The organism is Acidithiobacillus sp. (genome assembly GCF_023255755.1).
Lineage (GTDB): Bacteria > Pseudomonadota > Gammaproteobacteria > Acidithiobacillales > Acidithiobacillaceae > Acidithiobacillus.
This window is the reverse complement of the sequence record NZ_JAGDVS010000004.1, coordinates 1-24,445: the sequence shown is the minus strand read 5'-3', so window position 1 is coordinate 24,445 and position 24,445 is coordinate 1. Positions and strand designations below refer to the sequence as shown.

Annotated in this window: 20 protein-coding genes; 15 read left to right on the top strand and 5 right to left on the bottom strand. The window is 56.4% G+C overall.

What is annotated here, in order from left to right:
• Positions 1–734 (top strand): PD-(D/E)XK nuclease family protein (locus tag Q0C48_RS00205; RefSeq protein ID WP_291520468.1); only part of this gene is annotated, 734 nt, incomplete at its 5' end.
• An 8-nt stretch (positions 735–742) separates the two neighbouring features.
• Positions 743–2,683, top strand: coding sequence for an exodeoxyribonuclease V subunit alpha (recD, locus tag Q0C48_RS00200; protein ID WP_291520466.1), 1,941 nt, complete (start codon positions 743–745; stop codon positions 2,681–2,683).
• Between the two features lie 160 nt (positions 2,684–2,843).
• Here recD and Q0C48_RS00195 read toward each other — a convergent pair whose 3' ends face one another.
• Positions 2,844–3,191, bottom strand: a complete 348-nt coding sequence (locus tag Q0C48_RS00195; protein WP_291520464.1) for a Rieske (2Fe-2S) protein — start codon at positions 3,189–3,191, stop codon at positions 2,844–2,846.
• Positions 3,192–3,424: 233 nt separating this feature from the next.
• Positions 3,425–3,871, bottom strand: coding sequence for a hypothetical protein (locus Q0C48_RS00190; protein ID WP_291520462.1), 447 nt, complete (start codon positions 3,869–3,871; stop codon positions 3,425–3,427).
• Positions 3,872–4,249: 378 nt separating this feature from the next.
• On the opposite strand from Q0C48_RS00190, the gene Q0C48_RS00185 reads away from it, so the two are divergent.
• The 10 genes from Q0C48_RS00185 (at position 4,250) to Q0C48_RS00140 (ending at position 17,638) form a co-directional block, all read left to right on the top strand.
• Complete coding sequence (locus Q0C48_RS00185) at positions 4,250–4,858, top strand: hypothetical protein (RefSeq protein WP_291520461.1); 609 nt, start codon at positions 4,250–4,252, stop codon at positions 4,856–4,858.
• Positions 4,859–5,311: 453 nt separating this feature from the next.
• Positions 5,312–6,001: a response regulator transcription factor gene (locus tag Q0C48_RS00180; protein ID WP_291520459.1), complete on the top strand. Its 690-nt coding sequence runs from the start codon at positions 5,312–5,314 to the stop codon at positions 5,999–6,001.
• Positions 6,002–6,158: 157 nt separating this feature from the next.
• Entirely contained in the window at positions 6,159–6,956 is a 798-nt protein-coding gene (locus Q0C48_RS00175; RefSeq protein ID WP_291520457.1) for a hypothetical protein, read from the top strand.
• 20 nt (positions 6,957–6,976) lie between these two features.
• A complete protein-coding gene (locus tag Q0C48_RS00170; RefSeq protein WP_291520455.1) occupies positions 6,977–7,666 on the top strand; it encodes a MotA/TolQ/ExbB proton channel family protein in 690 nt (229 codons plus the stop codon).
• The gene (locus Q0C48_RS00165; RefSeq protein ID WP_291520453.1) at positions 7,666–8,067 is read left to right on the top strand and encodes a biopolymer transporter ExbD; all 402 of its coding nucleotides are present in this window, start codon (positions 7,666–7,668) and stop codon (positions 8,065–8,067) included. The genes Q0C48_RS00170 and Q0C48_RS00165 overlap by 1 nt, the downstream gene beginning before the upstream one ends.
• Before the next feature lie 32 nt (positions 8,068–8,099).
• Positions 8,100–10,505, top strand: a complete 2,406-nt coding sequence (locus Q0C48_RS00160) for a TonB-dependent receptor (protein WP_291520451.1) — start codon at positions 8,100–8,102, stop codon at positions 10,503–10,505.
• Between the two features lie 193 nt (positions 10,506–10,698).
• Positions 10,699–13,098, top strand: a complete 2,400-nt coding sequence (locus tag Q0C48_RS00155; protein WP_291520449.1) for a TonB-dependent receptor — start codon at positions 10,699–10,701, stop codon at positions 13,096–13,098.
• A 262-nt stretch (positions 13,099–13,360) separates the two neighbouring features.
• Entirely contained in the window at positions 13,361–16,135 is a 2,775-nt protein-coding gene (locus tag Q0C48_RS00150) for an alkaline phosphatase family protein (protein WP_291520472.1), read from the top strand.
• A gap of 70 nt (positions 16,136–16,205) precedes the next feature.
• Positions 16,206–16,922 carry an energy transducer TonB gene (locus tag Q0C48_RS00145; protein ID WP_291520447.1) on the top strand — a complete coding sequence of 239 codons (717 nt, stop codon included), beginning with the start codon at positions 16,206–16,208 and terminating at the stop codon, positions 16,920–16,922.
• A 137-nt stretch (positions 16,923–17,059) separates the two neighbouring features.
• Positions 17,060–17,638 carry a cytochrome b/b6 domain-containing protein gene (locus tag Q0C48_RS00140; protein ID WP_291520445.1) on the top strand — a complete coding sequence of 193 codons (579 nt, stop codon included), beginning with the start codon at positions 17,060–17,062 and terminating at the stop codon, positions 17,636–17,638.
• Between the two features lie 786 nt (positions 17,639–18,424).
• Here the strand turns inward: Q0C48_RS00140 and Q0C48_RS00135 are convergent.
• From Q0C48_RS00135 to msrA, 3 genes are all read right to left on the bottom strand, one after another.
• Positions 18,425–21,013 carry a cation-translocating P-type ATPase gene (locus tag Q0C48_RS00135; RefSeq protein WP_291520443.1) on the bottom strand — a complete coding sequence of 863 codons (2,589 nt, stop codon included), beginning with the start codon at positions 21,011–21,013 and terminating at the stop codon, positions 18,425–18,427.
• 146 nt (positions 21,014–21,159) lie between these two features.
• Complete coding sequence (msrB, locus tag Q0C48_RS00130) at positions 21,160–21,585, bottom strand: peptide-methionine (R)-S-oxide reductase MsrB (protein ID WP_366936964.1); 426 nt, start codon at positions 21,583–21,585, stop codon at positions 21,160–21,162.
• Positions 21,586–21,599: 14 nt separating this feature from the next.
• A complete protein-coding gene (msrA, locus tag Q0C48_RS00125) occupies positions 21,600–22,187 on the bottom strand; it encodes a peptide-methionine (S)-S-oxide reductase MsrA (RefSeq protein ID WP_291520439.1) in 588 nt (195 codons plus the stop codon).
• 175 nt (positions 22,188–22,362) lie between these two features.
• Here msrA and Q0C48_RS00120 point away from each other — a divergent pair, with 175 nt between their 5' ends.
• The 3 genes from Q0C48_RS00120 to rsfS all read left to right on the top strand — a co-directional run bounded on the left by Q0C48_RS00120 (position 22,363) and on the right by rsfS (position 24,380).
• Entirely contained in the window at positions 22,363–23,271 is a 909-nt protein-coding gene (locus Q0C48_RS00120) for a thioredoxin fold domain-containing protein (protein ID WP_291520437.1), read from the top strand.
• Between the two features lie 71 nt (positions 23,272–23,342).
• A complete protein-coding gene (gene nadD, locus Q0C48_RS00115) occupies positions 23,343–23,999 on the top strand; it encodes a nicotinate-nucleotide adenylyltransferase (protein WP_291520435.1) in 657 nt (218 codons plus the stop codon).
• Between the two features lie 24 nt (positions 24,000–24,023).
• On the top strand, positions 24,024–24,380 hold the full coding sequence (gene rsfS / locus Q0C48_RS00110) for a ribosome silencing factor (RefSeq protein WP_291520434.1): 357 nt from the start codon (positions 24,024–24,026) through the stop codon (positions 24,378–24,380).
• Positions 24,381–24,445 lie beyond the last annotated feature (65 nt).

The following is a 24,445-nucleotide window of genomic DNA, read 5'->3' as shown; positions in this document are numbered from 1 at the left end:
CATTGATGCGGGGGAAACCCGGTGCGGGCATGAACGCCGGCACCTTTCTCCACGACCAACTGCAACGCCTCGCCCAGAACGGTTTTGCCCAAACCGGTCAGGACCACTTTGCCGAACAACTGCACAAGGCCTGTACCCAGGCCGGCCTGAGCGATTGGGCCGAGGAGACTGCCGAATGGCTGCAAGCCATCGTCCATAGCCCTCTCGCCCCCCTCACAGCGACACTCTGCGATCTCAGCGACACCCAGAGCGAAATGGCCTTCTGGTTTCCCAGCGACGCCTTGCGCAGCGACGACCTGGACAGGCTCTGCCAACAGCATATTTTCCCCTGCGCCGATCGCCCCAGACTCCCCCAGCGCGTCGTTCACGGCATGATGCGCGGCTTCATGGACCTCGTCTTCGAGCAGGGCGGGCGTTACTACGTCCTTGATTACAAATCCAACGTCCTCGGCAGCGAGGATGCGGATTACCACGCCGAAGCCCTGCGCAACGCCACCCTCAGCCATCGCTACGAACTGCAATCCAGCCTCTACCAACTGGCCCTGCACCGCCTGCTGCACCAGCGCATGGGGAGCAGCTACCGGCCCGAGACTCATCTCGGCGGCACCCTCTTCTTCTTCCTGCGCGGGCTGCAAGGGCCGGAACAAGGCATGCTCCATTTTCCCGCCAACCTCGCCCTGCTCGACGCCCTCGACGGCCTCTTCGGGTTGCCGCAGCGTGCAACCCAGCCATGAGTAAGCCCATGACCTCAGCCGTGATGGACCAACTCCGCACCTGGACTGAGGAAGGCTGGCTACGGCCCGTCGACCTTGCCTTTGCGCAGTTCCTCATCCGCCTGGACCCGCAGGCCCCGGCCCTCCTGCCCCTGGCGGGCGCCCTCCTCGCGCGCCTGGAAGGGGAAGGGCACACCTGCATCGCGCTGGAAGACTTCCTCAGCGCGCCCGAACGCTTCCTGGACTGGCCCGCGCCAGGACCCGCCGCGCTGGCAACCGCACTCGTCCACTGGCCGCATGCCGCCCAATGGACAGAAACCCTGGCCCAAAGCCTCTGCGTGCAGGTCACCGGGCGCAACACCTCCGACCCGGTAAACTGCGCAGAAACGCCCCTGGTCCTCAGCGCCACCCGCCTCTACCTGCGCCGCTACTGGCGCGACCAGCAATTCATCGCCGAGACCCTGCGCCAACGGGCCGGGCAGCGCGTCGCCGATGCCGCTAACCCCGAGGCCTTAAGACCCTGGTTGGAGCAACTTTTCCCGGCATCTGACGGACCCGGCGATGAGGCCCCCTGGCAAAAAATCGCCTGCGCCCTCGCCCTGCGCAGCCACTTCAGCATCATCACCGGCGGACCCGGCACCGGCAAAACCTACACCGCAGCGCGCTTCATGGCCTTGCTCATGGCGACCAGCAGCCCCCCCCCGCGCATCGTCCTCGCCGCCCCTACCGGCAAGGCCGCGGTGCGCATCGACGAATCCCTGCAGAGCGCGGTCGGCACCCTTCCGCAACTGGGCGGGATAGCCGACATGGCTGCAGCCTTCGCCCGCCTGCGTCCGGCGCGGACCCTGCACAGCCTGCTCGGCGCCCGCCCCGACAGTCGTCGCTTTCGCCATGACGCCGCCAACCCCCTCGAACTCGACGTGCTGGTGGTGGACGAAGCCTCGATGATTCATCAAGAGATGATGGCCGCCCTGCTCCGCGCCCTGCCGCCTGCGGCCCGCCTCATCCTCCTCGGCGATCAGGACCAGCTTGCCTCCGTCGAAGCGGGCGCGGTGCTGGCCGAACTCTGTCAGGGCAGCGGTCAGTACGATGCCGGGACCTGCCACTATATGCAGGCCAGTTGTGGTGCCGCGCCGCAGCCCGGCGACAACGGCTCCAGCCCCCTTGCATCAAACATCATCCGCCTGCAACGCAGTCATCGCTTCAACACAGAGATCGGCGCTTTAGCTGACGCCGTGCACGGCGGCCACCCGGAAAGCGCCATCGGCATCCTGCAAGCTGCGCACACCGGCACCCTCGCCTGGCAACCCGCCCCCGCCATCCACCAGATACTGGAACTTGCCCGCACGGAAAGCGCCTATGGTCGCGTCTGGCAAGCTGCGGGCCAGCCGCCGCCAAAAGACCAGCAACAACATAGCGCATGGGTTAAAGCCATCCTCAACGACTACGCTGGCTTCCGCATCCTCTGTGCCCTGCGCCAAGGCCCCTGGGGCGTTACCGGCATCAACCGCGCCATCGAAGACTATTTGCAGCGCCAGGGCATCCTGCAGAGCCGCGGCCTTTGGTATGTTGGCCGCCCCACCCTCGTCACCCGCAATGATCCCAACCTCGGTCTCAGCAATGGCGACATCGGCGTCGCCCTGCCCGACCCGGATAAACGCCTGCGCGTCTACTTCCCCAATAGCGAAGACGCCCCCCGTGCCATCCTCCCCAGCCGCCTCAACCACGCCGAAAGCGCCTGGGCCATGACCGTCCACAAGGCGCAGGGTTCTGAGTTCGCCCACACCGTCCTCATCCTCCCGCCCGCGGACAGCCCCGTCCTCAGCCGCGAACTGCTCTATACGGCCATCACCCGCGCCCGCAGCCACTTCACCCTCATCGCCCCCCGCGAGCGGCTGGAAAACGCCATCCAGCGCCAGACGCGGCGGATGAGCGGGCTGCATGCGGCTTTCTACGATCCCAGGCGCTGAATGTCACCGGCATTACTTTGACGGGGAGGGTGGCAACGGGCCGGTGCTGAGGCCCCGATGGTGTCCGCCGATGGGACACGTCGCAAAAGGCTGCTGCGCTGGCTCTTGAAAACCGACGTTTTTTCCGTAGGCCTTCTAGGCCTGAGCGAATCTCGACAGGTCAGATTTCGACGTAGAGCGTGTCGTCTTCTACGCTCACCGGAAAGGTTTTGAGCGCTTTCCTCCTGCATACCAGATTCAGTATCTGAATGCCCGGGGGGAAGTTGGCCCAGTCCACGACCTCGCCGGTGCGGATATCGAAACGCGCGCGGTGCCGATGGCACTGGATCAGGCGGTCATCGATGATCTCGCCATCCGTTAGCGACGCCCTCAGGTGGGTGCACCTGGCCTGTGTGGCATAGTAGCCGTTGCTCAGTGCATAGACGGCAAGATCAACGCCTGCGACCTTACAGGCTTTGGCCTGACCGTGGGGAAAATCATTTTGCGTCCCAATCTTGTGTTTGGCCATGGTGAACGTGCTCCTGTGGAAATTGTCTCTGCGCAGCGCATGAGGGCGACATAACGGGGCTTGGAAGAACCTCCGTAGACTGGCCGCCCATCTCCGTTTCTATCGTGGGTTCCATCACTACGACACTTGATGATGGTAATTACGCGATAGTTGATAATGTGTCAAATCGCGGGCGGACCCTCTTTGGGTATCCAACTCCACGCGATTGACGGTTGTGCGCTGCATAAAGGCAGTTACACCCCAAACTTCTGTTGAAGGACCGTACTGATTGCCTCACACATGGGTCCTTTTTCAGCGGCGCACAGATTGCGAATGACGTGGAAAGGAATCCCCGCATCCCACAGGGAGAACCCGCAGGCCATAATGCAAGCACCCGTCCGGCTACCCACCAGTCCCCATTCTGTGATTCCTGTAAACTCACGCAAGACGGTTATCGCCGCCTGATTCAACCCGTAACCAGGCTTTTCGATAATCACCTCGTGTCCCACGTCAATCACCGACCCGCCATCGTTGCCATCATTCATGCGCATTCGGAACAAGCTGCCGGGCGGATTGCAAAAACGGGTGGCCACGACGACCGAATAGTCCTGTGCGGCGTCCCTGATGCGATCTACCAAGTCAGGCTTGGGGGAAAACCCAAATTGAAGATCAATGACCAATAATCCGCTGCTTTGTGGCATAGTGTGCTCCTTATCTATCTGAGTGTTACAGCACAACGGCATCCTTGTTTCCATTAAGAGGCATCGAACGCCTTAATGCCAACCTGAACATGAAAAGGATAGCGAATGTCGTTATTGAGCGACGGAAGAACCGGCTGTCGCACCCCCTCTACAATAGACCAATAAACAATAGCTTTTAATCCTATGCTATTGATCATCGTCATTTCATATACCGCCACAGATCACTTTCGTTGTGTTGCCTCACAGCGACGGAAAACCTATTCAATGCCATCAACCATGAACTGGCACCGCCAAAAAATCAACCGATAGCGGCTATGGCACGATATCTGCTGCGTTGTATATATGGTTAGGAAAACTGCGAAATCATGGAGTGTCATCGTGTTTAAAGATGCTGATACCTTTAACGTTTCCGGGGCACCGCTACCTCGTGGTGAAATCCCACACGTCACAACGCCGCCTCTGATGCAACACTACCTGGACCACCTGGCGTTGACACCCGCACAGCGACATTGGATAGAACAGGAGATGGCACAAATGCCAGGCGGTTCAGGCAATGGCAATGCATTCAGTGCATTACAGACCGCGCTCGGGTCGCTCGCGGACGGTGACGAGCTTCATGCGAGGCTGGCGCTGTCGTTGCCCGCCACGCGTCACACTGAGCATCCTGCGGCATGGTTGCGCCATCAGCAAGCTCCGGTAATTCGCCGTTCGTCGATGGCCCCAAAACCGTTTCTACGTTCCCCGCAAGATGTGTTGCGGCACTTTTTCAGTCAGCTACACGTCGCTTCAAAGATAGGTGGCAGCCTCAAGGCTGCTTTTGCATTTTCAGCGCGCAGTGCATCTGCGCGCGGTAAAAGGGTTGCCAGGGCTGCCGTGGTATGGGGCATTATCCTGATGGGCGGCTTGGTAGCCCCAGCATTTGCACATGCCCACGAGGATCATTTCCAGCTTAAGCCCGGATACGAAACGCTGCAGTTCGAGGGCTGAATCCAGACACTCGGACGCTTCTGATATTGCGTGCTGAGCCCCTCATAACAGGCGAAACGCCGATCCTACTGCATTTTGCACCAACCGCCCTTCGGCGGAAAATATCTATTGTCATAAAAAAGTCATGTAATCTTCATACCAGTGTCACACAAGCCAATTATCCTATGGGGAGCCGCAATATAGCCCCCATAAGGAGATCTGCATGAGTCAGTCCACGGGCACACATGTACCCCAACGTAGTGTCATCGAATCCCTCAACAATGCCCCGGTGAGTTTCTTCCATTTGCACGCCGCGTTCACGGCGAGCATGGGATTTTTACTATGTTATTAATTTTATTAAATAGTATTGCTGTACACACAGTACATGTGCTACGTGCGGCGATGTTTGCGCAGATGCGAAACCCCCTGCCGGTCCGGACCGGATCACCGCAAGGCCCACGGATCCTTCTGCTGGTGAATGCACGGACCAACGGTAAAACGATCATCTCCGTTGAAGTGGCTCTGGAGCGCACTGGCGGCCAGGTAATACGAGTCACGGAGCGTGCGGAAGCTGAGCAGTTGGTGCGCCGCTGGGATCCTGAAGTGTTGGTTCTGCTCGGATGGTCTGCCACGACGGGCGACTGGCTGCGGCATCTGCAATTCGCACCGCGTCAGGGCGATTTGCCCTTCCTGGTGGTCGGCAATAGTGCAGGAGAAGACCACGAGGAAACAAACGCCGTAGCAGCTCTGGAAGTAGGTGCGCAGGCGTATATCCCTGCCGGTATGGGGCTGGGAATCTTAACCGCCCAGGTATGCGGTCTCCTCAAAAAGCTCCGCACACAAACGCCTGTCCGGGTGGTTAAAGAGGAAAACCTCTGCATCGATCTGGTGTCGCTGCGTGTCTGGATATTGGGACAGGAAATTCATCTGCCGCGACGGCTTTTCTATCTGCTTTACTATTTCGCCACCCATCCGGACGAAGTCGTTTCCAACGATCAGATCGCCGACATCCTGTGGGGTGGTAAGGGCACCTATCTCGCCCCCAATACTCTGGTGGTCAAGATTTATCGTTTACGCAAGATTCTGGAAGGTGCCGGGGCCAAAGGCTGGCTGGAAACAGTGCACAGCTTCGGATACCGCTTTTCACCACCGAAGAATGTGTGAAGCGTCATGAAAGCGTCATGAAAACATCATAAAAACGCCACCCCAGTGACACATGGATGCAATATTCGGCTGTTAGCATAGGGGCTATTCCAGGAGGCAAAAGACCTCCACTTTTGATGTCGTCGGATACATCCCGGCGCATATAAGGGGTAGCCGCATGAACGCCGTAATACAAAGCTCAGCACACCCGCTGGTGGTGCTGGAGCGGAACACGTTGATTACTCATGCCTTGCTTGATCGATTGTCTGCCTATACCGGGTCGATATTTCGGGTCAGTGACCTGCATCGTTGCAAGATCGCCTTGAGCGCGCAGCGACTCACCCCAATTCTTTTTCTCGCCGGCAAGCCACTGGAAAGCAGCTGGGCAGACTGGAAAGCGCATGTCAAATGGGCTACCCACACATCCTGCCCAATAACGGCTATAGATTTATCCAGAGGCTCTGCTGCGCCTGCTTTCCTGAAATCTCAGATTATCGAGAACATGGTGGACCTCGACGACCCATCTGTGGATGTCGCCCGCCACCTTGGAAGGCTCGTTCAGCAGACGGCTATCACGATGCTCACCTATGGTCCACTGCAGATCGATCAATCCCGCAAGACGTTAAGTAGCGCGGGACGATCTGTCGCCATAAAAGACGCGCTGTTTACTGTAATGGCCTTGTTCTGGGGGCATCCCCAGTGTGTCTTATCACTGAAATTCCTGCAGAAAACTTTGTCCAAAGCGGAAACAACATCTGCCATCGATGCCCGCTTGGTGGTCAGCGCCTTACGCAGCCGCCTGCGTTTCCTCGGTTTCGACGACTGCATCGTCACGCTCCGTGGACGCGGCTATCAGTTCAATCCCCCCGATACGTTCCGGCACGTCAGCAAGATGGCTGTACGTCCCGTGGGAGGCAACACTCCCTTCACCGATTTTTCTTTTTCCGTGCGCCGCCTCGGCGCCGTTTCTATTTGATATTTTGGGGAATTTTATTGATGAATACCGCTTACCTCATCCACCTCGCCAATTACTCTGACGGCGTGCTTTATGTACTGGCCGGCCTTTTTTTGGTCGCCCTCGGCGTCATTGTCGACCGCTTCTGGTATCTACGCCGCACCATCCTGCGCGGCACCGTTTTTGTACAGGAGCTCGCCCAGCACGGACGATTGGATCGAGATGCCCTGCAAACACTGGCAGATGACGCCGCCGATTTGCCGGAAGCAGCGCTTTTGAAAACCGCGGCGAACCATTCGGGGCATGTGCAGGGCGATCCACTCGCCAGTCGCCTGGAGGAGAGCATCCTGGTCATGGCACCGCAACTGGATCGTCGGCTGTGGCTGTTGGACACCATCATCACCCTGGCGCCGCTGCTGGGCCTCTTCGGCACCATCATCGGCATGTTTCACGCCTTCTCCGTATTGGCCGCACCAGGGCACGCGCCGACGGCGGTGACGGGCGGGGTGGCAGATGCCCTGGTCGCCACCGCCACCGGCCTTTTCATCGCCATGACTGGCCTGGTGGCTTTCAATGCCTTCAATAATCAGGTGCGGCAGATCCTGTTGCAGTTGGATTCGGTGAAAACCATGTTGCTCAACCGCATGGACGGACACCCTATCACCGACGGTGAGGGGAATATCCAGACCTCGACGCCAAAGGTGACAGCTGCCGTGGCGAGGGCGGGCTGATGGAACGTCGCTACTTCGAGCGGAAGAAGGGCCGGGTCGAGATCATCCCGATGATCGACATCATGCTCTTCCTGCTGGTGTTTTTCATCATGATCACCATCCAGATGATTCCGGACAAGGGGCTGAACCTCCAGCTCCCGGCATCCAGCCAGGCAAAGATGCTGCCGCACCCGCATTACACCGTCAACATCGAAAAAGATGGCACGGTGAACGTGAAGGGCCATCACTATGCTTTGGCCACACTACAAAAAATGTTGGCGAACGACGGCAACCCCGGCAAGACCCAGATCACCATTGCGGCCGATAAGGTCGTACCGTTTCAAGATTTCGTTCACGTCATGGATGTCTGCCAGAAGGCAGGGGTCAGTGATATTGGTATTGCCGCAAAGACCGCGAAGTAACTCAACGTAGCCACAATAAAAGGAGTATGTCCGTGAAACATCAGTATCGTTATCATCCCTTATTTAGTGCATTGATTGCTGCTGGTTTGTGTGGGATGTCCGGCATGGCATTCGCTACCGGTGTAACCGCTCCCACCACCTCGTCCAGCATCAGTGTCGGAGAGGTATCCTCCACCACAGGCGCTTTAGACACGCTGGCTCATCTCCCCACAAAAAAACAGGTATTCAATTCCACCCAGTCGGTGAAAGTCATCAATAAGCGTCAGATGGCTACAGCAGGCCCTGCGGGTGGGGCCGCACAAGCGCTCGCCGTGGCGCCGGGAATCAACGTGGTCACCAATGGGCCGAGTGGCGCGCCACGCTCTTCAATCAGCATTAATGGCATGAAGACGGGCTGGGGAAACATTGCAGGCAATGCGAACGATGGTACGGTCATGGTCACCTTCGACGGCGTGCCCATGGTTGATCCGGCTTACGGCGTCTGGCAGGGTTCAGAGCTGCCGCAGATGTCCATGATTAGGGGCATTTCGGTCACTTACGGCCCAGGCTATCCGCTGAATCGTTGGTATAACAATATTGGCGGCTCCATTAATTTTTCGCCGCTGCAACCGACCAGGAAGGCGGGGGCGTCCATAGGCATGTACTATGGGAGTTTTGATTCTAAAGGTATCCACTTCAATGTTCGCACTGGCGAGCACGATGGCTGGTCAGGGATCATTGCGGGAGGGGTCGGTAGTAGCGGAAATTATTTGAATGGATATGGCTTCAACAACCCTGGAAATAATTACGCCTATTATGGAAAAGTACGAAAAGTCTTTCATGGTGGCCACATAAGTTTTGGTGGTTATGTCTCTCGTTCCGTTGCCTTCAGACCGTTACCAATCCCGGTAACCGCCAATCCGAATGTGACCATTTACGGGGTCAACCAAAATACCGGAAATGTGAATCCAGGCCCTATCTACAGTCAGCAAACTACGGGGTTTTATACCACCCTCCCGTATTCCGTTTACTGGAAGGAAGCCTTTGTAAAAACCTATCTCATTTATTCTCGCTTTGAACAACATCTTACACACAGCATAGAGATCCATAACCTGTTATGGTATCGGTATGGCGACCGCGTGCATCTGCACTATAACAATACCGGTAATGCTGCCAACGTGCTAAATCAGTATTATAACGCCTCCGATCATACCTATGGGGACAAGCTTTATCTGACCGTGAATGCACCATACAACAATATTTCGCTCGGCGGATATTTCCTGAATTCGAAATATAACTCCCTGTTGTATTTCTATAATCAAAATCAGATTGCGACTTATGATTCGCTAAGTCCTAATGCCGGAAATAACGTAATCATCAACGGCTCTCCCGTGTACAATAGCCCATCCTTGCCAAGCGCGTTCCATAGTTCATACCTCTATATGACAGATCTTGCTGCCTTTGTCCAAGACGTCATTCGTCCCATCCGCAGCCTGCGCATTACGCCCGGTATTCGCGTGGTTCAATTCCAAACAAATTTTGTGAACAACTCTGCTGCCCAGTTCCCCACGAGTGTGGCTAACCTGATCGGTCACAATGGCGATTATCAGCCGAACTCATCGACGAATTTTACGGAGTTCGAGCCATCTATCGGCGTCAACTATAAAGTGACGAAAAATGTTGCACTATATGGTAACTACGACACTGGCTACAAGGCACCGGTCGGTGCCACCGGGACATATGCCCATGAACTAACGTCCACTTTGCAGCCTCAGAAGTCGACACAGTACCAGGTCGGTGTGAAAACGTATGTCAAAAATTATGGCCTACTGCATCATGCCGTCTTCAATGCGAATTACTACCACCTGGATGATACCAACGAAATCATTCCCATCCCAGTAGTAAACCATCTTTACTCGCGCTTCGCGTCTGGTTCGTCGGTATTTAGCGGTGTCAATCTGTCGATGGACGATAATCCGCTTTATAATTTGTACCTGTTCTCCAATGTGAGTTTCGAAAAGGCTGCCTACGCGAGCTACACCACAGGTCATGGCGTATCATACGCCGGCTTGCCTATTTCCAATGTGCCCGCGCAAACCGCCAACATCGGCGCCTACTACCAGATTTATAATTCGGGGATTCTTTATGAGCCAAGAATCTGGTGGCAGTACACCGGCGTTCAGAATATTTACAACAACAACACCGGAGCCCCCACACGTCAGAAGTTACCCAGTTTTGGTATATTCAACGCCTCGCTGCGGGTCAAGGTATCAAAAAGATATCTGTTTGCCGGAATGCATGATGCCGCTGTTAACGTAACGGTCCTCAATCTGCTGAATAAGCAATACAACAATTACGAGTACATTTCTGGTGGTGGCTATTACGGGGTGGCTGGACAGCTACTGGGGGAACCAGGCATGCCACGTGCAGTTTATGTCAGTGTAAGTGCCTCATTCTAGCATCACGAAGCAATACGGTTAGCCGGGGCGAAACATCTATTCGCCTCGGTTTTTAAATATCGGAATGTCATATTATGGTCATTATGGCGTAATAGTGGTGTCACAATTCTCCTGTACCATTTTGCCTGTTGCTTGGGCAACATAATGAAATCGTGTGATTTTACACGAGCATATTCTTATACAGGAGCCAGAAATGAATAAGCGGTATCGTATGAACCCGTTATTGTTCGCCATGAGCGCTGCGGGACTTTGTACTTTGAGCACGTTAACAGCGGCCTATGGTGCCAATTCGGCACCTGCTATCGACGTTTCGCAAGTGCATAGTTCAGGCGCACAATCCACCAGTGTTGGCGAAGTAAGCGCTTCGGCCAATGCGTTTTCTGAATCTGCTAAAGCGCTGGCCAGTACCGACGGCAAACTGACCAAAAAGAAAGTTTTTGAGTCCACGCAATCTCAGGCGGTTCTTGGGAGACGTGAAATTCAGGGTGTAGGCCCTGCCGCGGGAGCGGCACAAGCGCTCTCTCTGGCCCCTGGCGTTGCAGTCCGAGGCTATGGTGGCATCGCCTCGACCGCGCGCTATGAAATCGCTGTGCGTGGCGTGAAGGTGGGTTGGTCATCCGTGAATGGTGACGTCGAGCGCAATGGCTTGACGGTGCTGTTTGACGGAATCCCCATGAACAATTTGATTTCCCACAATGGTGGTTGGGATTCCAACGAAATTCCTATTCTACAGATGATCCATGGCATTAACGTAACCTATGGTCCTGGAAATCCCGCCGGGCGTTGGTTCGACAGCATCGGTGGCACCATCAACTTTGTGCCGTTGCAGCCATCCGTTAAGCCGAGTGCCGAGATAGGGACTACCTTTGGCAGTAACGGCACCCTCGGCTACAACTTCGATCTCAAAACGGGGATGTACGATGGCTGGTCCGCGGTTCTGGCTGGGGGCTATACGAAAAACAACACCTTCCGCACGGGTTCGTTCAGCGCTCCATCCCAGTCCTTCGCCTATTTTGGCAAGGCGGTAAAGACCTTCAGAAGTGGCACCTTCAGCCTTGGCGGATATGTCGACAGCTCGCGCGAGTTCCGGCCCAATTTCATACCGGTGACCCCCATACAGGGCGTCACTACCCAGGGCTTGAATGCCAACGCGCCTTTGTATAGCCAACAGACCAGCGGGTTTTACGCATCACTTCCCGAGTCCATCTGGTTTAAGCAATTGAAGGTACAAGACTACATGCTCTACTCCAAGCTGAACCTTCACCTCAGCAGGGACGTCACGCTGCATGAAATGGCCTGGTATCGCCATGGTTACAGGCTCCATTATCGCATCACTAATTACACGCCGGGAAACAGCGCGAATTCCGAGTACTACGATCCGACATCGGATACCTATGGGGACAAACTGTATTTCGACTGGCAGTTGCCGATAAATCTTCTGAAGGCTGGAGGGTCGTGGATTCATCAGCAATACACCAGCCGTTATGCAGGGTACAATACGCTTCTGGGCACCAGTCCGTCGTTCCCTAGTCAGTACAATAGCGACGTTCTGTATAACAACTATTTGGCGGGATTTATTCAGGATACGATTACGCCGCTATCCGGGTTAAAGATAACGCCTGGCGTTGCTGCGGTCCAGTACCAGACCCAGATGTACAATAATGGGAATCAGGTATTCACCAATCTTCCTGCGGGCGCCCAAAATCAGACCCTGATCAACAGCGCTGCGGATACCATATCCGGTCTTGAACCTTCGGTTGGAGTTCGCTTTGCTCCGGTAAAGTGGGGCTCACTATATGCCCATTATGCCCGGTCTTATCAAAATCCCACCGACAATAACTTTGGCGCCTACAACAGCCACGGAGGCAGCATAGACTTCAACAGTTTGAAGCCGGTAAAAAGCACAGATTATGAAGTCGGAGCCAAGTTTTTAGTGCACAACTGGATGTTGCTGCACAACTTCACCTTCAACATCAACTACTACAATGATCACCTGGCCAATGAGACCATAGCGACCTATCTGTCAAACATCGCACAGACCAAGTTCGCTTCGACCAATGCGGTGGTGAATGGTGTGAATATCGCCATTGCCGACAACCCCTCCTGGAACTGGCACCTGTTCGCCAATCTGGCACTTAATCATTCGTACTATACCTCATATACTCCGCAGGGTGGTGGTGCGACGTTATACGGCGCCAACGTATCTTATAGCCCCGACCTCACTATGAGCGCCGGTCTTGACTATCGGTACTACTATCATGGATTCCTGTTCTCCCCACAGTTCGTGGATCAGTACACCAGTTCACAGTACCTCTTCAACAACGTGACCGGTGCGCCATCGCACCAGAAACAGCCGGGATACAATATCTCCAATCTTAGCCTTGGGATAAAAACGACCCGATTGAATCAATACATCCCCACTCTGAAAGACGTGAAGCTCTCCGTGGGAATATATAATCTCTTCGATGCCCAGTATAACCCCATTGAGTACATCACCAGTGGTGGGTACTTCGGTGGTAACAGTGCCGGCGCCATTTTGGCTGATCCGGGAGCTCCCCGTCAGTATTTTGTGACGGTAGCGGCCAAGTTCTAAGCCGTTTTGCGGCGCTGCGTCTTATGACGCAGCGCACTTTGTCAAGTTATGCCGGCATGATTTGACAAAGGGTAGTGATCAAGCCTGTGGCAACTAAAATGCCCTTAGCCTTTGCATCATAATGAGGAAATAAAGAATGACCCGGCCGATTCATTTAACCATGCTATGCGCAATTTCCGCTTTGGCTCTGGCTCTGAGTCGAACGGCTCTGGCCGGTCCTTTTCTGGATAGTCCGGCAGAATACCCGTCCGAATGGGCGGCGATGAACGGCGTGAAAGCGACGCCCCCCAAAGCCATACTACCCACTGGGAGAGCGATTGCCCCTGTAGGCCGCTTGAATGGGACCCCAAATCTGCCCACGATGCTCGCCATACGCGGTAACCAGGTCGCGGTGCTTGCCAATGGTGCCACCCCCTTCCAGACCCTCACCTTTTATGACGCACAAACCCTCAAACCCATAGATCGACTGGCGGCGTTTTCCAAGCTCGTTCCTAACCAGCCCGTTGCTCTGGCCACCCGCGGCGGAAGCGGGATTGCACTGAATCCGCTTCATACGGGCGCCAGTGGCACGGTTTATGTCCCCAAGGAAGACGCCGTGCAGAAAATTGCGCAGGCCAAGGCCACTCTTGTGGCAGAAAGTAATCCGACGGCCATTCCCACCACTTTGCTTTCTCACAGCGATTTCTTCCAGGGCCTGACGGCGGGACCTGACGGTGTTTTCTACGCTACGGGTGGCGATTCCGATAAAATCATTGCCCTGCGCAGCAAAGACGGCAAGGCGCGCGTCATCCGTCAGTACATCCTGCAATGGCAATCTTTCCCCAAGAATCAGTATCCCTACCAATACCAAGGCGATCAGCAAAAGAAGTATCTGTTTTATCCCGACTCCGTAGTGATCGGCCCCGACAACCATCACCTCTATGTCACCGGTATGCTGGCCAATAGCCTGGTCCGCATCGATATCGCCAGCGGCAAAACGGATTATGTGAATGCGGGTCCCTACCCTTTTGCCGTCGCCCTCGCCGATCAGGGACAGCGACTGGTGGTGAGCGACTGGGGCAGCAACGGCGTGACCGTGCTGGATCGTCAAACCTTCCGAGTGCTCGGTCATGTCGCCACTGGCCACGCTGTGGGATCTTCTACCGTCGCCGCTGGCGTACATCCCAGCGCGATGGTGGCAGTGCCCGACAGCCCCGACGTCTTTGTCGCTGACGCCAACATCGACAAGGTGGTCGAAGTCAACACGCAGACGCTACAGCCCGTGCGCATTATCAACGAAAATCCCTACCGCAACGCGCCGCCCGGCAGTTATCCGGACGGGCTTGCCGTCGCCGACGGCAAGCTCTTCGTCGCCAATGCCGGGAACAATGATGTAGGCGTCTACGACGTGCATACCGGCCAACGCTTGGGACTGATCCCCACCGCATGGTATCCCACAGCACTGGCAGTAAACGATGGCACCCTCTATGTGACCTGCGCCAAAGGTCTGGGCTCCGGCCCCAATCTCCAATGGCAGTATATTGGCAATATGATGCACGGGGTCCTGCAGAAGGTGGAACTGTCCGCACTCCCCACCCATCTCGCTCAATGGACCCAGGACTCCCTCCACAACGATGGATTCGCCCTGTCTCAGCGCACAGCGCAGCACACGCAGGATGTCCAGACCACAGTCTTTCTTAAAAAACATATCCGCTATGTGGTCTTCATCCTGCGGGAGAACAAGACCTTCGATGAGGATCTCGGAGATTACCCTGCGGCAGGGAAGTGGGCGGACCCTCATTTTGATCTCTATAACCAAAAAGAACTGCCCAATCTCTACCAGCTCGCCCATCACTATGCGCTTTTCGTCAACTTCATGGCCGATGGCGAAGTCACGGCGCAAGGGCATCAATGGGTGGACGGTGCCTCCGACTCCGATGTTGTCCAGCGCCTGTGGCCCGAGTATTACTCCAATCGAGGCCTGCTCTGGAACGCCGGACCCGGCGGATCGGCTTCCTTGAAACCCAAAGCGCCCGGCGCCCACAACCCCTATCACTATGACGAGAAACTGGGGGACTTCACCAATCCGTGGATCAGTTATCCGGAACGTCTGTATCTCTTCAACGATCTCCTGCAAAGCCATGTGTCATTCGAGGACTTCGGTGAAGATATCACCCGCGCCCGGGATGGGGTGATCCGTTCAGCGCTCAAGGCCCACGTGGCCAGGAGCTATCCTTCCTGGGACCGGATGATCCTCGACACCGACCGGGTGAAGCTGGCTATCGACTGGCTACAAAAACATCCGGGGGCGAAATTCCCCCACTTTGTGTATATCTGGCTGCCCGACGACCATACCGCTGGTTTGGCGCCCTGTTACTACACCCCCGATTACTACGTCGCCAACAGCGATTATGCGACGGCGAAATTCATCCACTATCTGTCCACCACCCCGGAATGGATGCACATGGTGGTATTCCTGACCGAAGACGATGCCCAGTCCGGCGCCGATCACATCAATGCGCATCGGACGCTGGCTCTGGCCATGGGTCCCTGGATCAAAAAAAACGTTTTGGCCACCCATCTCTACTCCCAGGTCAATATCGTCAAGACCATTGAGGCGACCCTGGGGCTACCACCCATGTCCCAGTGGGATGAAAACGCGGCGGTCCTCTCGGGGATATGGGCCAGGCATCCCCACTTCGCTCCAACGCCGAAGATCATACCTATTCAAGTCCCCGTCGCCTTCAATCCCGGCAAATGCGCGGATCGCACGCTCCTGCGCCGGGAGGCCGGTGCCACGGGTCATATCCTCACCCCGGTCTGGCTCAATGCGCATACCGGTCTCCATGGACGGCATCTGGCATCCATCGGTCAGCGGCATGCCTACACGCCGACCTCGCTGCTCAAGGTCGGCGGTCCAGAGCAGTTGAAGCAGGAGTGGATCGCGAGCAAGGGCATGAAAAACTATGACCGTTTCATGGACTACCTGCGTCACTACGCCCAGGCCCATGGGGTGACCATCGCCAGTTATGAAGCCAATGAGGGAAAGCTCCATTGAGTCCGGGCAAATTCCTCATGACCGATCTGCCCGATCAAGGACGTCTGCACAACAAGGACATTGAACACCCATGAATACATCCACGCTATCTTCCCCCATGCAGCCCGTACCATTAAAAAAGGATTATTTCGGGCGAGCACTGATTATCGGCGCGGTGCTGGAGGCGCTGATGATTGGCGGATTGATTTATTCCAATTGGTCCCAGCCGGTGACGATCAAGCCAAAACCGAGGATCATCGCGATCCATATGGTCCAGCCGGCACCGCCGAAACCCAAGCCGACTCCGCCGCCGCCAAAGCCCGTGGTACAACCAAAGCCGACTCCGAAACCGGTGCCCAAACCGACACCACGACGGGTTCCGCATCCAGTGCAGCATCATCCGTTGCCGCCCAAGCCGTTGCTCGCCAAAACGCCAGCTCCGCGGCTTCCGGTTTACGCGCCACCAGTGACGCCGCCTGCGCCGCCACCGACACCGAGTCCTGCTGCACGGCAGGCCGCCATCGACAATTATGCAGCTATGCTGCGTGCGCGGGTCCAGGCCAATGCGCGCGTGCCTGACTCCGTCCGTATGATGCATGTCAGCGGCACCGCGGTGATCTCCTTTCGCCTGACACCATCCGGTCACCTGCTTTCTGCGCACGTCGCCCAAAGCAGTGGTATTGGCGCCATAAATCGTGCGGCACTCAAAGCCGTAGAAATCGCCAGTTATCCCCCGTTTCGCAAAAAAATGCCCAAACACGACATGACCTTTAATGTGCAGGTGCATCTTTCCGCACGGGAGAGCTAATTATTACGTTTATCAGCTTGCCGTAACATGCCAAAGCGGATCTGACGATTGTAATATTCAGCGTCACCTGATAAGATTTTATCTGCGCATAACCGATTTATTTTCACAACTTATATCATAAAACTACGGGGTTTCTCATGTCTGAAGAGATTCAAGAATGGCCAAGAAGTACGCGATGGATACATATGGGATTTGCATTGGTAGTGACTTTTCTGCTTCTTAGCGAACTCGATATGAAGGCAATATGGAAAAAAGTTGGCGAGCTTCCATTTCGGCACTTGCTATTTCATGCGCATATGTGGGTTGGCATGTTTGCGACGTTAGTTATTCTGGCGTTTTGGCTCGAAATTGTACGCATCAAGAAGCTGCGTTCGCACCTTTTCCCATATAGTGGAGAGTACTTAGAAAATATATGCAGCGATATAAAGGGGCTGGCGGATGGAAGACTGCCACCTAGTGGGATGCGAGGTGGTTTACCAGGGATGGTGCATGGACTTGGTTTGCTGGCCGTGACTGGCATGGCTATTTTGGGATTTGCAATGTTTTTTCTGATTCCAAATTATGGGGTGGCTGCGCCTATGGCTATTTATCAAATACCCAAGAAATTACATGACTTTCTGTCATCATTTGTCTGGCTATATTGGTGGGGACATATCGGCATGGCGGCATTGCATACCGTTAAGTCTCCCTCTGTTTTGCGGGTATTCAGACCTTAGAACGAAGTATTTTATCCCCCTGAAAGCCACTTTTGGAATGCTCCAGCAGTCTGTACTACCTGGAGGCATTCTTTCTGTGCGGCCTGCTGGCGGTGCAGGGAGAGTGGTGTCCCATATGGCTCCGCGTGTTTATTGAGCTGATTGGTTCTCTAAACGGTTCCTAGTGGTCACCACGCCGATAATATCGATGCTCATACGCGCGCCGACGATCTTCTCTGTACCGCTCACGGTCTCGGTACCTGTGCTCGTCGCGGTACCTAGAGTCGGCACGCTGACCATAGTGAGCCGGCGGGGGCATATAGTAACCGGAAGCATAATCCCGGCTGTCAGCAACCGCGCTGTGGGCAACGGAGAACGTGAGCCCCAAGAGAAGTAAAGGTGTTATCAATAGATGTTTTTTCATAAGGATTCCGCATATCGGAAAAAACATGCGTTAACAATGTCAGCCTGTCACTATTAACGCGTTGCATAGGATGGTTGGCAATCAGTGATCTTCACCGTGGTGCCACCCACCGCCCCTTCCCCCGTAATAACCTCCATAATAGCCTCCATATGGGGGAGCTATTATACAGCCAGAAAGCATGGAAGCACCAACAAAAAGTAATACTGCCACATAAATCAGTCGTTTGAGTTGCTTCATGTTACCCATAAGATTCCCTCCATGCAATGACTGCAAACATCGCGTTGTGACGCTTTCTGCTAATAAAGTGTTCAGCGACCCGCTCCATCCACGCGCCTGTCACGGCCCAATAAAACCGTTTAGCGGATTAAATGTCAAGTTATTAATTAGCCTTGCTTTGGCTGCGCCCGGTGTCGGCGCTGGTTATTTGCCCAGCGCACGATTTGCATCCACAAAACACAAACCAACAACAGCCCGAGGGCGGCCAGGAGTGGTGGCATGCTAACGGCGGCAAAACCCATTACATCGCGCAACAAAGGAATCGCCAGGACCGCCACGAGCACCGCACCCACACCTGCGAACATGGGTGCCAGCAATGGATTATTACCGCCCAGATTATGCAGCGCCGTATGGGTCAAGTCGCGATTGGCCAGGATCAACAGAAACAACGCCAGTACCAGGGCGGTGAACGCGCTGATACGAATGTCTTCTTCGGCCCAGCCCAGAAACTGCAACAATGCAGATCCTGCCAGAAGAATGACCGCAATCCCAAGGCCTTGTGCCAATGCAAAGCCAATGTTACCGGCGGCGAATGGGTTAGAGTTGAGTAGGCGCGGCGGTCGACACATGATGTCGGCTGCTGCGGGCTCAGCCTCGAACACTGTGGAACAGGCCGGGTCGATCAGCAGTTCAAGCACCGCGATATGCACCGGCAGCAGCAGGATGGGCCAATTCAGTAATGCTGGCAACAGCGCCAGCGCGATAACGGGTAGATGCACCGCGAAGACAAAGCGCGCCGCTTTGACGACGTTGTCGTAGATGCGCCGCCCTTGTGCGATGGCGGCGACGATGCTGGCGAAGCTATCGTCCAGCAGCACCAAGGCAGCAGCCTCGCGGGCCACGTCTGTGCCGCGCTCCCCCATGGCGATGCCTACATCAGCAGCCTTGAGCGCAGGAGCATCATTGACGCCGTCGCCGGTCATCGCCACCACATCGCCAGTTTGCTGCAGCACCCGCACCAGGCGCAATTTCTGTTCCGGCTGCAGGCGAGCACACAGGTCCACCTGCAGCAGGCGCTGGCGCAGACCAATGTCATCCAGCGCAGCGATCTCGACGCCGGTGACAACCTCTGGCCGCTCGGACAGGCCGACCAGCCTGGCAATAGCCCGCGCTGTGGCAGGATGGTCGCCAGTGAGCATGAGAATGCGTATTCCCGCCGCTCGACATTCAGCAATCGCCGCGGGAACCTCGGGGCGCGGCGGATCAAAAAACCCGACCAGGCCCAGGAAGGTAAAATCAAAGTCGTGCTGGCTTGGTGGCCACGGCGCATCCGGGCTGCCTGCCTGCCATTCGCCCTTGGCCACACCCAGCACCCGTAGTCCCCGCCCGGCCATGGCTTCAACCTGACTCTGAATAGCGAACCGCGCTTCATCCGCCAGATGGCATAGATCCGCAACCGCCTCGGGGGCGCCTTTGGTGGCCAGCAAATGGGTGGCCGGTCGCATACCAGAAAACACCCGGGTTATGGCCAGGATGTCCGGCGACAGCTCGTACTGGAATTCGGGGCGGCGATCGTCGTGAATGTGCTCGGTGCCCGCCAGTTGCGAGTGACCAAAGGCCTGGATGGCTTTTTCCATCGGATCGAAGGGATCTATCGGCGTTGCCAGCATGGCGAATTCGACGAGGAGGTGAAAGGTTTCGGACAGTTCGGTGCCCGGTGACGCAATGAAATTCGCATCACCTGCGGCCAGCTCCGCGACCTCCATGCGGTTTTGCGTGAGCGTGCCTGTCTTGTCCACCGCAAGCACGGTGACGGCTCCCAGCGCTTCAACGGCGGACATGCGGCGCGTCAACACCTTTTTTTTCGAAATACGCCAGGCGCCCAAGGCCAGAAATACGGTGAGAATGACCGGAATCTCCTGGGGAAGGATGGCCATGGCCAGGGCAATGCCCGAGAGCAAGCTCTCCAGCAGCGAACGTCCATCCCACAACCAGTTCACCAAAACCAGCGATACGGCCAACAACAGCGCGATCACCGTCAGGTTACGGATAAGCCTGCGCGTGGATTGTTGCAGGCCGGAGGTCATCTCTCCCGTTGTTGCCAAAGCCTGACCAATGCGTCCCACCGCAGTGCCTGCACCCGTTGCACCGACCACCGCGAACCCCACCCCCTTGGTAACCAAGGTGCTGGCGTACAAGGTTGACGTGCCATCACCGCCAGGTATGGCCAGCCCAGCGATCTTCGGATTGGGGAGCTTGTCCACCGGCACGGCCTCACCGGTGAGCAGCGACTCGTCCACCGTGAGCTGACCCTGCACCAGTTGCGCATCGGCGGCAATGCGGTCGCCCTCGTGCAAAACCAGGAGATCGCCGCGCACCACCTCGCGCCCGGCGATGCGCAGCTCCTGATCGTCCCGGATCACCAGCGCACGTGGCGCCGAGAGATCGCGCAACGATTCCAGCGCACGCTGGGTCTTGCGCTCCTGGGCCAGGGTGATGCCGATGACCACGAACACGAAGGCCAGCAGGAAGAGTGCTTCGGCACGGTCCCCCAGGAGCAGATAGATGCCGCCAGCCACCAAGAGCATCACGAACGTCGGTTCGACCAGGACGCCAAGCACGATGGCCAGGAGGGTTTTTGGCGTGCTTCCCGGCAGCAAATTTGGACCATCCTCGACTAAGCGCTGCGCCGCAGTTGCGCGCGTAAGCGCCGTCAAGTGATGGGCGTCAGTTTGTGCCGTGGGGCGTGTGTCCATATTCAATGCACCATCTTGTTGGGCAACAGATCCAGGTCACGAGCGCAGTGCTCCAGACGCCAGGGGGCGCACACTTTTAGTGGGCCGAAATCTCCGCAAGCAACAGCACCATATGAAAACGAGAACCGGAAGGCCGCTTAGTCGGACTAAGTGGCCTTTTCAAAGCGCAGCGCTGCCGAATTCAGACAATAGCGCAGCCCCGTCGGTGCCGGGCCATCGGGAAACACATGCCCCAGATGGCTATCACAACGGGCACAGCGGATTTCCGTGCGCACCATACCGTGGCTGGCATCGCGAATCTCGCGGATATGATCAGGCGCATAAGGCTCCCGGAAACTCGGCCAGCCCGTCCCCGACTCAAACTTGGCTGTAGAGCGAAACAGCGGCAGACTGCATAACGCACAGACAAAAACCCCGTTACCCTTTTCGTGCAGCAGGCCGCCGCAGAAGGGCGGCTCCGTGCCATGCTCAAAGAGCACGTGACGCACCTCGGCAGACAAACCCTGCGCCATTTCTGCGCGCCTCCCGGCGTCAATCGGGGTCAAATCAAAACCAGCGGATGAACAGACCATTGCCATAATCTCCGTTAATTTTTGCGCAATAATTGCGGAAAATGCGCATGCAGTTTTTCTACTTTCGGTAGTGCCACCGCACATATATAGGGCTGATCGGGATGCTGCCGGGCATAATCCTGATGGGTGTCTTCGGCGGGATAAAAATGCGTCAAGGGCGTGACTTCGGTGGCGATGGGTCCATCAAAAACACCCGCCCGATTGAGCTGCGCCACATAATCCTGTGCCATCACCGCCTGCGCATCGTTCAGAGTAAATATGGCGGAGCGGTACTGCGTCCCCACATCATTCCCCTGCCGGTTATGTTGCGTCGGATCGTGGGCCACCGTAAAAAAGACCTGTAACAAACGGCCAAAAGACAGCAGTGCCGGATCGTAGTGAATCTCTACCGCTTCAGCATGGCCTGTTGCGCCGCCGCATACCGCCCGGTAATTCGCGGTCGCCGCCGCGCCGCCCGTATAACCAGACACTACCCGCGTCACCCCGGCAAGGTCCAGATACACCGCCTCCACACACCAGAAACAGCCCGCCGCCAGCACCACCACACCCGGCGCTTCGGCGGCGGGATCCTCGCGGCTGGGAGCAGGAATCGTTAAAGCCATGACATGCACTCCATGAGCGCCCGTAGCCGCTTGATCCGGAGCGGGCATTGTCCCGAGCATAACCGCAAAATTTCACCAAACCAAATGTCAACAGGCGATGTGCCAGACTCCGGCGCATTTGCTAGTATTCACGTTCTGGCAAGATTCGTTTTGCAAAAATTCTGGAGAGTGGGTCATGGAAACTGAAGATCAGAGCAGCGGAACAAAAGGGCGCATTGGATTCAGAAAAGCCGCAGGGCTGCGTTTAGCGGCGCTGCTTTTCGGCCCGCTAGTGCTCGCCGGGTGTGCAACCAGCCCGAATCTCAAATCTGCGGAGCATCTGGTGCAAAGCAACTTCCATGGCCAGGCCCATGTGGTCAAGGTCTTTCCCGGCCCCACCCCAAAGCTTACCGGTATCGTCGCCGAGAACGGTCAGCATCAGCAGGGCATACTCTGGATGTTGTCCAACCGCTACCTCCTGCTCGGCCCGGTGGTGAACGATAAGGGCCACGATATCACCCAGGCTGCCACAAAAAAGTATCTGGCCCAACCCGGGAAGGTCCCTGCCGAACATATTGCCCCGGCGGCAATGAAGGCGCCGGGCTTCACGATAGGCCATGCAGGCCCGCTGATCGTGGTGTTTATGGATCCCAACTGTATCTACTGCCATCTGCTCTGGAAAGCGTTACAAGAACCCGTCGCCGACGGTCAGCTCCGGGTAAAGTTAATCCCGGTCGGCTTTCTGAAAGACTCCAGCGTCGCCAAGGCGGCCACGATTCTCGCCGCCAAAGACCCGGCAGCCGCCTGGGCGAATAACGAGAAGGGATTTAACGAGAATACCGAGGAAGGCGGCATCCAGCCCTTAGCGGATCTCCCCCCAAAGGACATAGCGGCCATCAACACCAACACCGCGTTGCTTCAGGCCAGCGGCGAAGAAGCGACACCAACCCTGCTTTTCTGTCAGAAGAATTCATCTGACGCCAACGCAACAAAGGATAAAACTGGCCCGCAGATGACCCTGGAACATGGCATCGCCATGCATGCGCTGCCCGCGCTGATCAGCTCGCTCGCTGGCAATGTGAGCGCGGATGGCTGCACACCCTGATCTCCGCAAGACTGGCCCACTTCAATACCGGGCGACTTCCCCCACAGGCAGCCCTTGGTTATATTCCGCTTATGCACAGTTCCACACATGATGATCTGGTCATCCTCGGCGGCACCTTCGACCCCATCCATTACGGGCACCTGCGCGCCGTGGAAGAGGTGCGGCAGGCCCTCGGCGTTGCACAGGTGATGCTGATCCCGGCCGGGCACCCGCCCCACCGCCAAAGCCCCTGGGCTGATGCCCGCCATCGTCTGGTCATGACCCGCATCGCCGTCGCCCACCATCCGCACTTCACGGTCAGCTCCTTGGAGGTGGAGCGGGAAGGACCGTCCTACACCGTCGACACCCTCACTGCCCTGCGCCGGCAACGCCCGGATGCGGTACTCGCCATGGTCATCGGCATGGATGCCTTTCTGCGCTTCGACACCTGGCACCACTGGCAGCGTATTCTGGACCTCACCCACCTCATTGTTACCGGGCGCCCCGGCTGGCCTGCCGCCGAATTACCGGAAGCCCTGCGCCAGGCCCTTTATCAGCGCCGTTGTGAAGATATCGGTATCCTGCGCCAGACATCGGCCGGGCGTATTTTGTTTCACACGGTCACCGCGCTGGAGATCTCCGCTACCAGTATCCGCAGCCTGCTCGCCAATCATCAAAGTCCGCGTTTCCTGTTACCGGACGAGGTATTGGATTATATTGATGCCGAAGGGCTCTACCATAGCCCATAACCCAACACAGAGGATCATAACACTTTGGCGACAGCAGAAACCCTCCGCGACCTGGCCATCTCCGTTCTCGATGAACATAAAGCACTCGACATCAAGAGCATTGATGTCCGCAAACAAACCGACATCACCGACTATCTGATCATTGCCTCCGGCACATCCGACCGCCACCTGCGGGCGCTGGCCGACGCCGTGATGGCACGCATGCGCGAAGAAGGCGTAAAACCGATAGGCAAGGAAGGTCTCACTGTGGGCGACTGGGCGCTGGTAGATCTCGGTGATGTCGTCGTCCATGTGATGCGCCCGGAAGTGCGCGATTTTTACCAGTTGGAGCGGCTCTGGGGAGAGCTCCCGCAGATGCGTGGTCAAAACGAGGGGCACTGATCCGCGATGCGCCTCTGGGTGTTGGCCATCGGCAGTAAAATGCCGACATGGGTAGAGGCGGGCGT

Bases quoted from the DNA above. Each gene is read 5' to 3' on its own strand.
- recD (WP_291520466.1), top strand. From the start codon at position 743: ATGACCTCAGCCGTGATGGACCAACTCCGCACCTGGACTGAGGAAGGC.
- Q0C48_RS00195 (WP_291520464.1), bottom strand. From the start codon at position 3,191: ATGGCCAAACACAAGATTGGGACGCAAAATGATTTTCCCCACGGTCAG.
- Q0C48_RS00190 (WP_291520462.1), bottom strand. From the start codon at position 3,871: ATGCCACAAAGCAGCGGATTATTGGTCATTGATCTTCAATTTGGGTTT.
- Q0C48_RS00175 (WP_291520457.1), top strand. From the start codon at position 6,159: ATGAACGCCGTAATACAAAGCTCAGCACACCCGCTGGTGGTGCTGGAG.
- Q0C48_RS00170 (WP_291520455.1), top strand. From the start codon at position 6,977: ATGAATACCGCTTACCTCATCCACCTCGCCAATTACTCTGACGGCGTG.
- Q0C48_RS00165 (WP_291520453.1), top strand. From the start codon at position 7,666: ATGGAACGTCGCTACTTCGAGCGGAAGAAGGGCCGGGTCGAGATCATC.
- Q0C48_RS00155 (WP_291520449.1), top strand. From the start codon at position 10,699: ATGAATAAGCGGTATCGTATGAACCCGTTATTGTTCGCCATGAGCGCT.
- Q0C48_RS00150 (WP_291520472.1), top strand. From the start codon at position 13,361: ATGAACGGCGTGAAAGCGACGCCCCCCAAAGCCATACTACCCACTGGG.
- Q0C48_RS00145 (WP_291520447.1), top strand. From the start codon at position 16,206: ATGAATACATCCACGCTATCTTCCCCCATGCAGCCCGTACCATTAAAA.
- Q0C48_RS00140 (WP_291520445.1), top strand. From the start codon at position 17,060: ATGTCTGAAGAGATTCAAGAATGGCCAAGAAGTACGCGATGGATACAT.
- Q0C48_RS00135 (WP_291520443.1), bottom strand. From the start codon at position 21,013: ATGGACACACGCCCCACGGCACAAACTGACGCCCATCACTTGACGGCG.
- msrB (WP_366936964.1), bottom strand. From the start codon at position 21,585: ATGGTCTGTTCATCCGCTGGTTTTGATTTGACCCCGATTGACGCCGGG.
- msrA (WP_291520439.1), bottom strand. From the start codon at position 22,187: ATGGCTTTAACGATTCCTGCTCCCAGCCGCGAGGATCCCGCCGCCGAA.
- Q0C48_RS00120 (WP_291520437.1), top strand. From the start codon at position 22,363: ATGGAAACTGAAGATCAGAGCAGCGGAACAAAAGGGCGCATTGGATTC.
- nadD (WP_291520435.1), top strand. From the start codon at position 23,343: ATGCACAGTTCCACACATGATGATCTGGTCATCCTCGGCGGCACCTTC.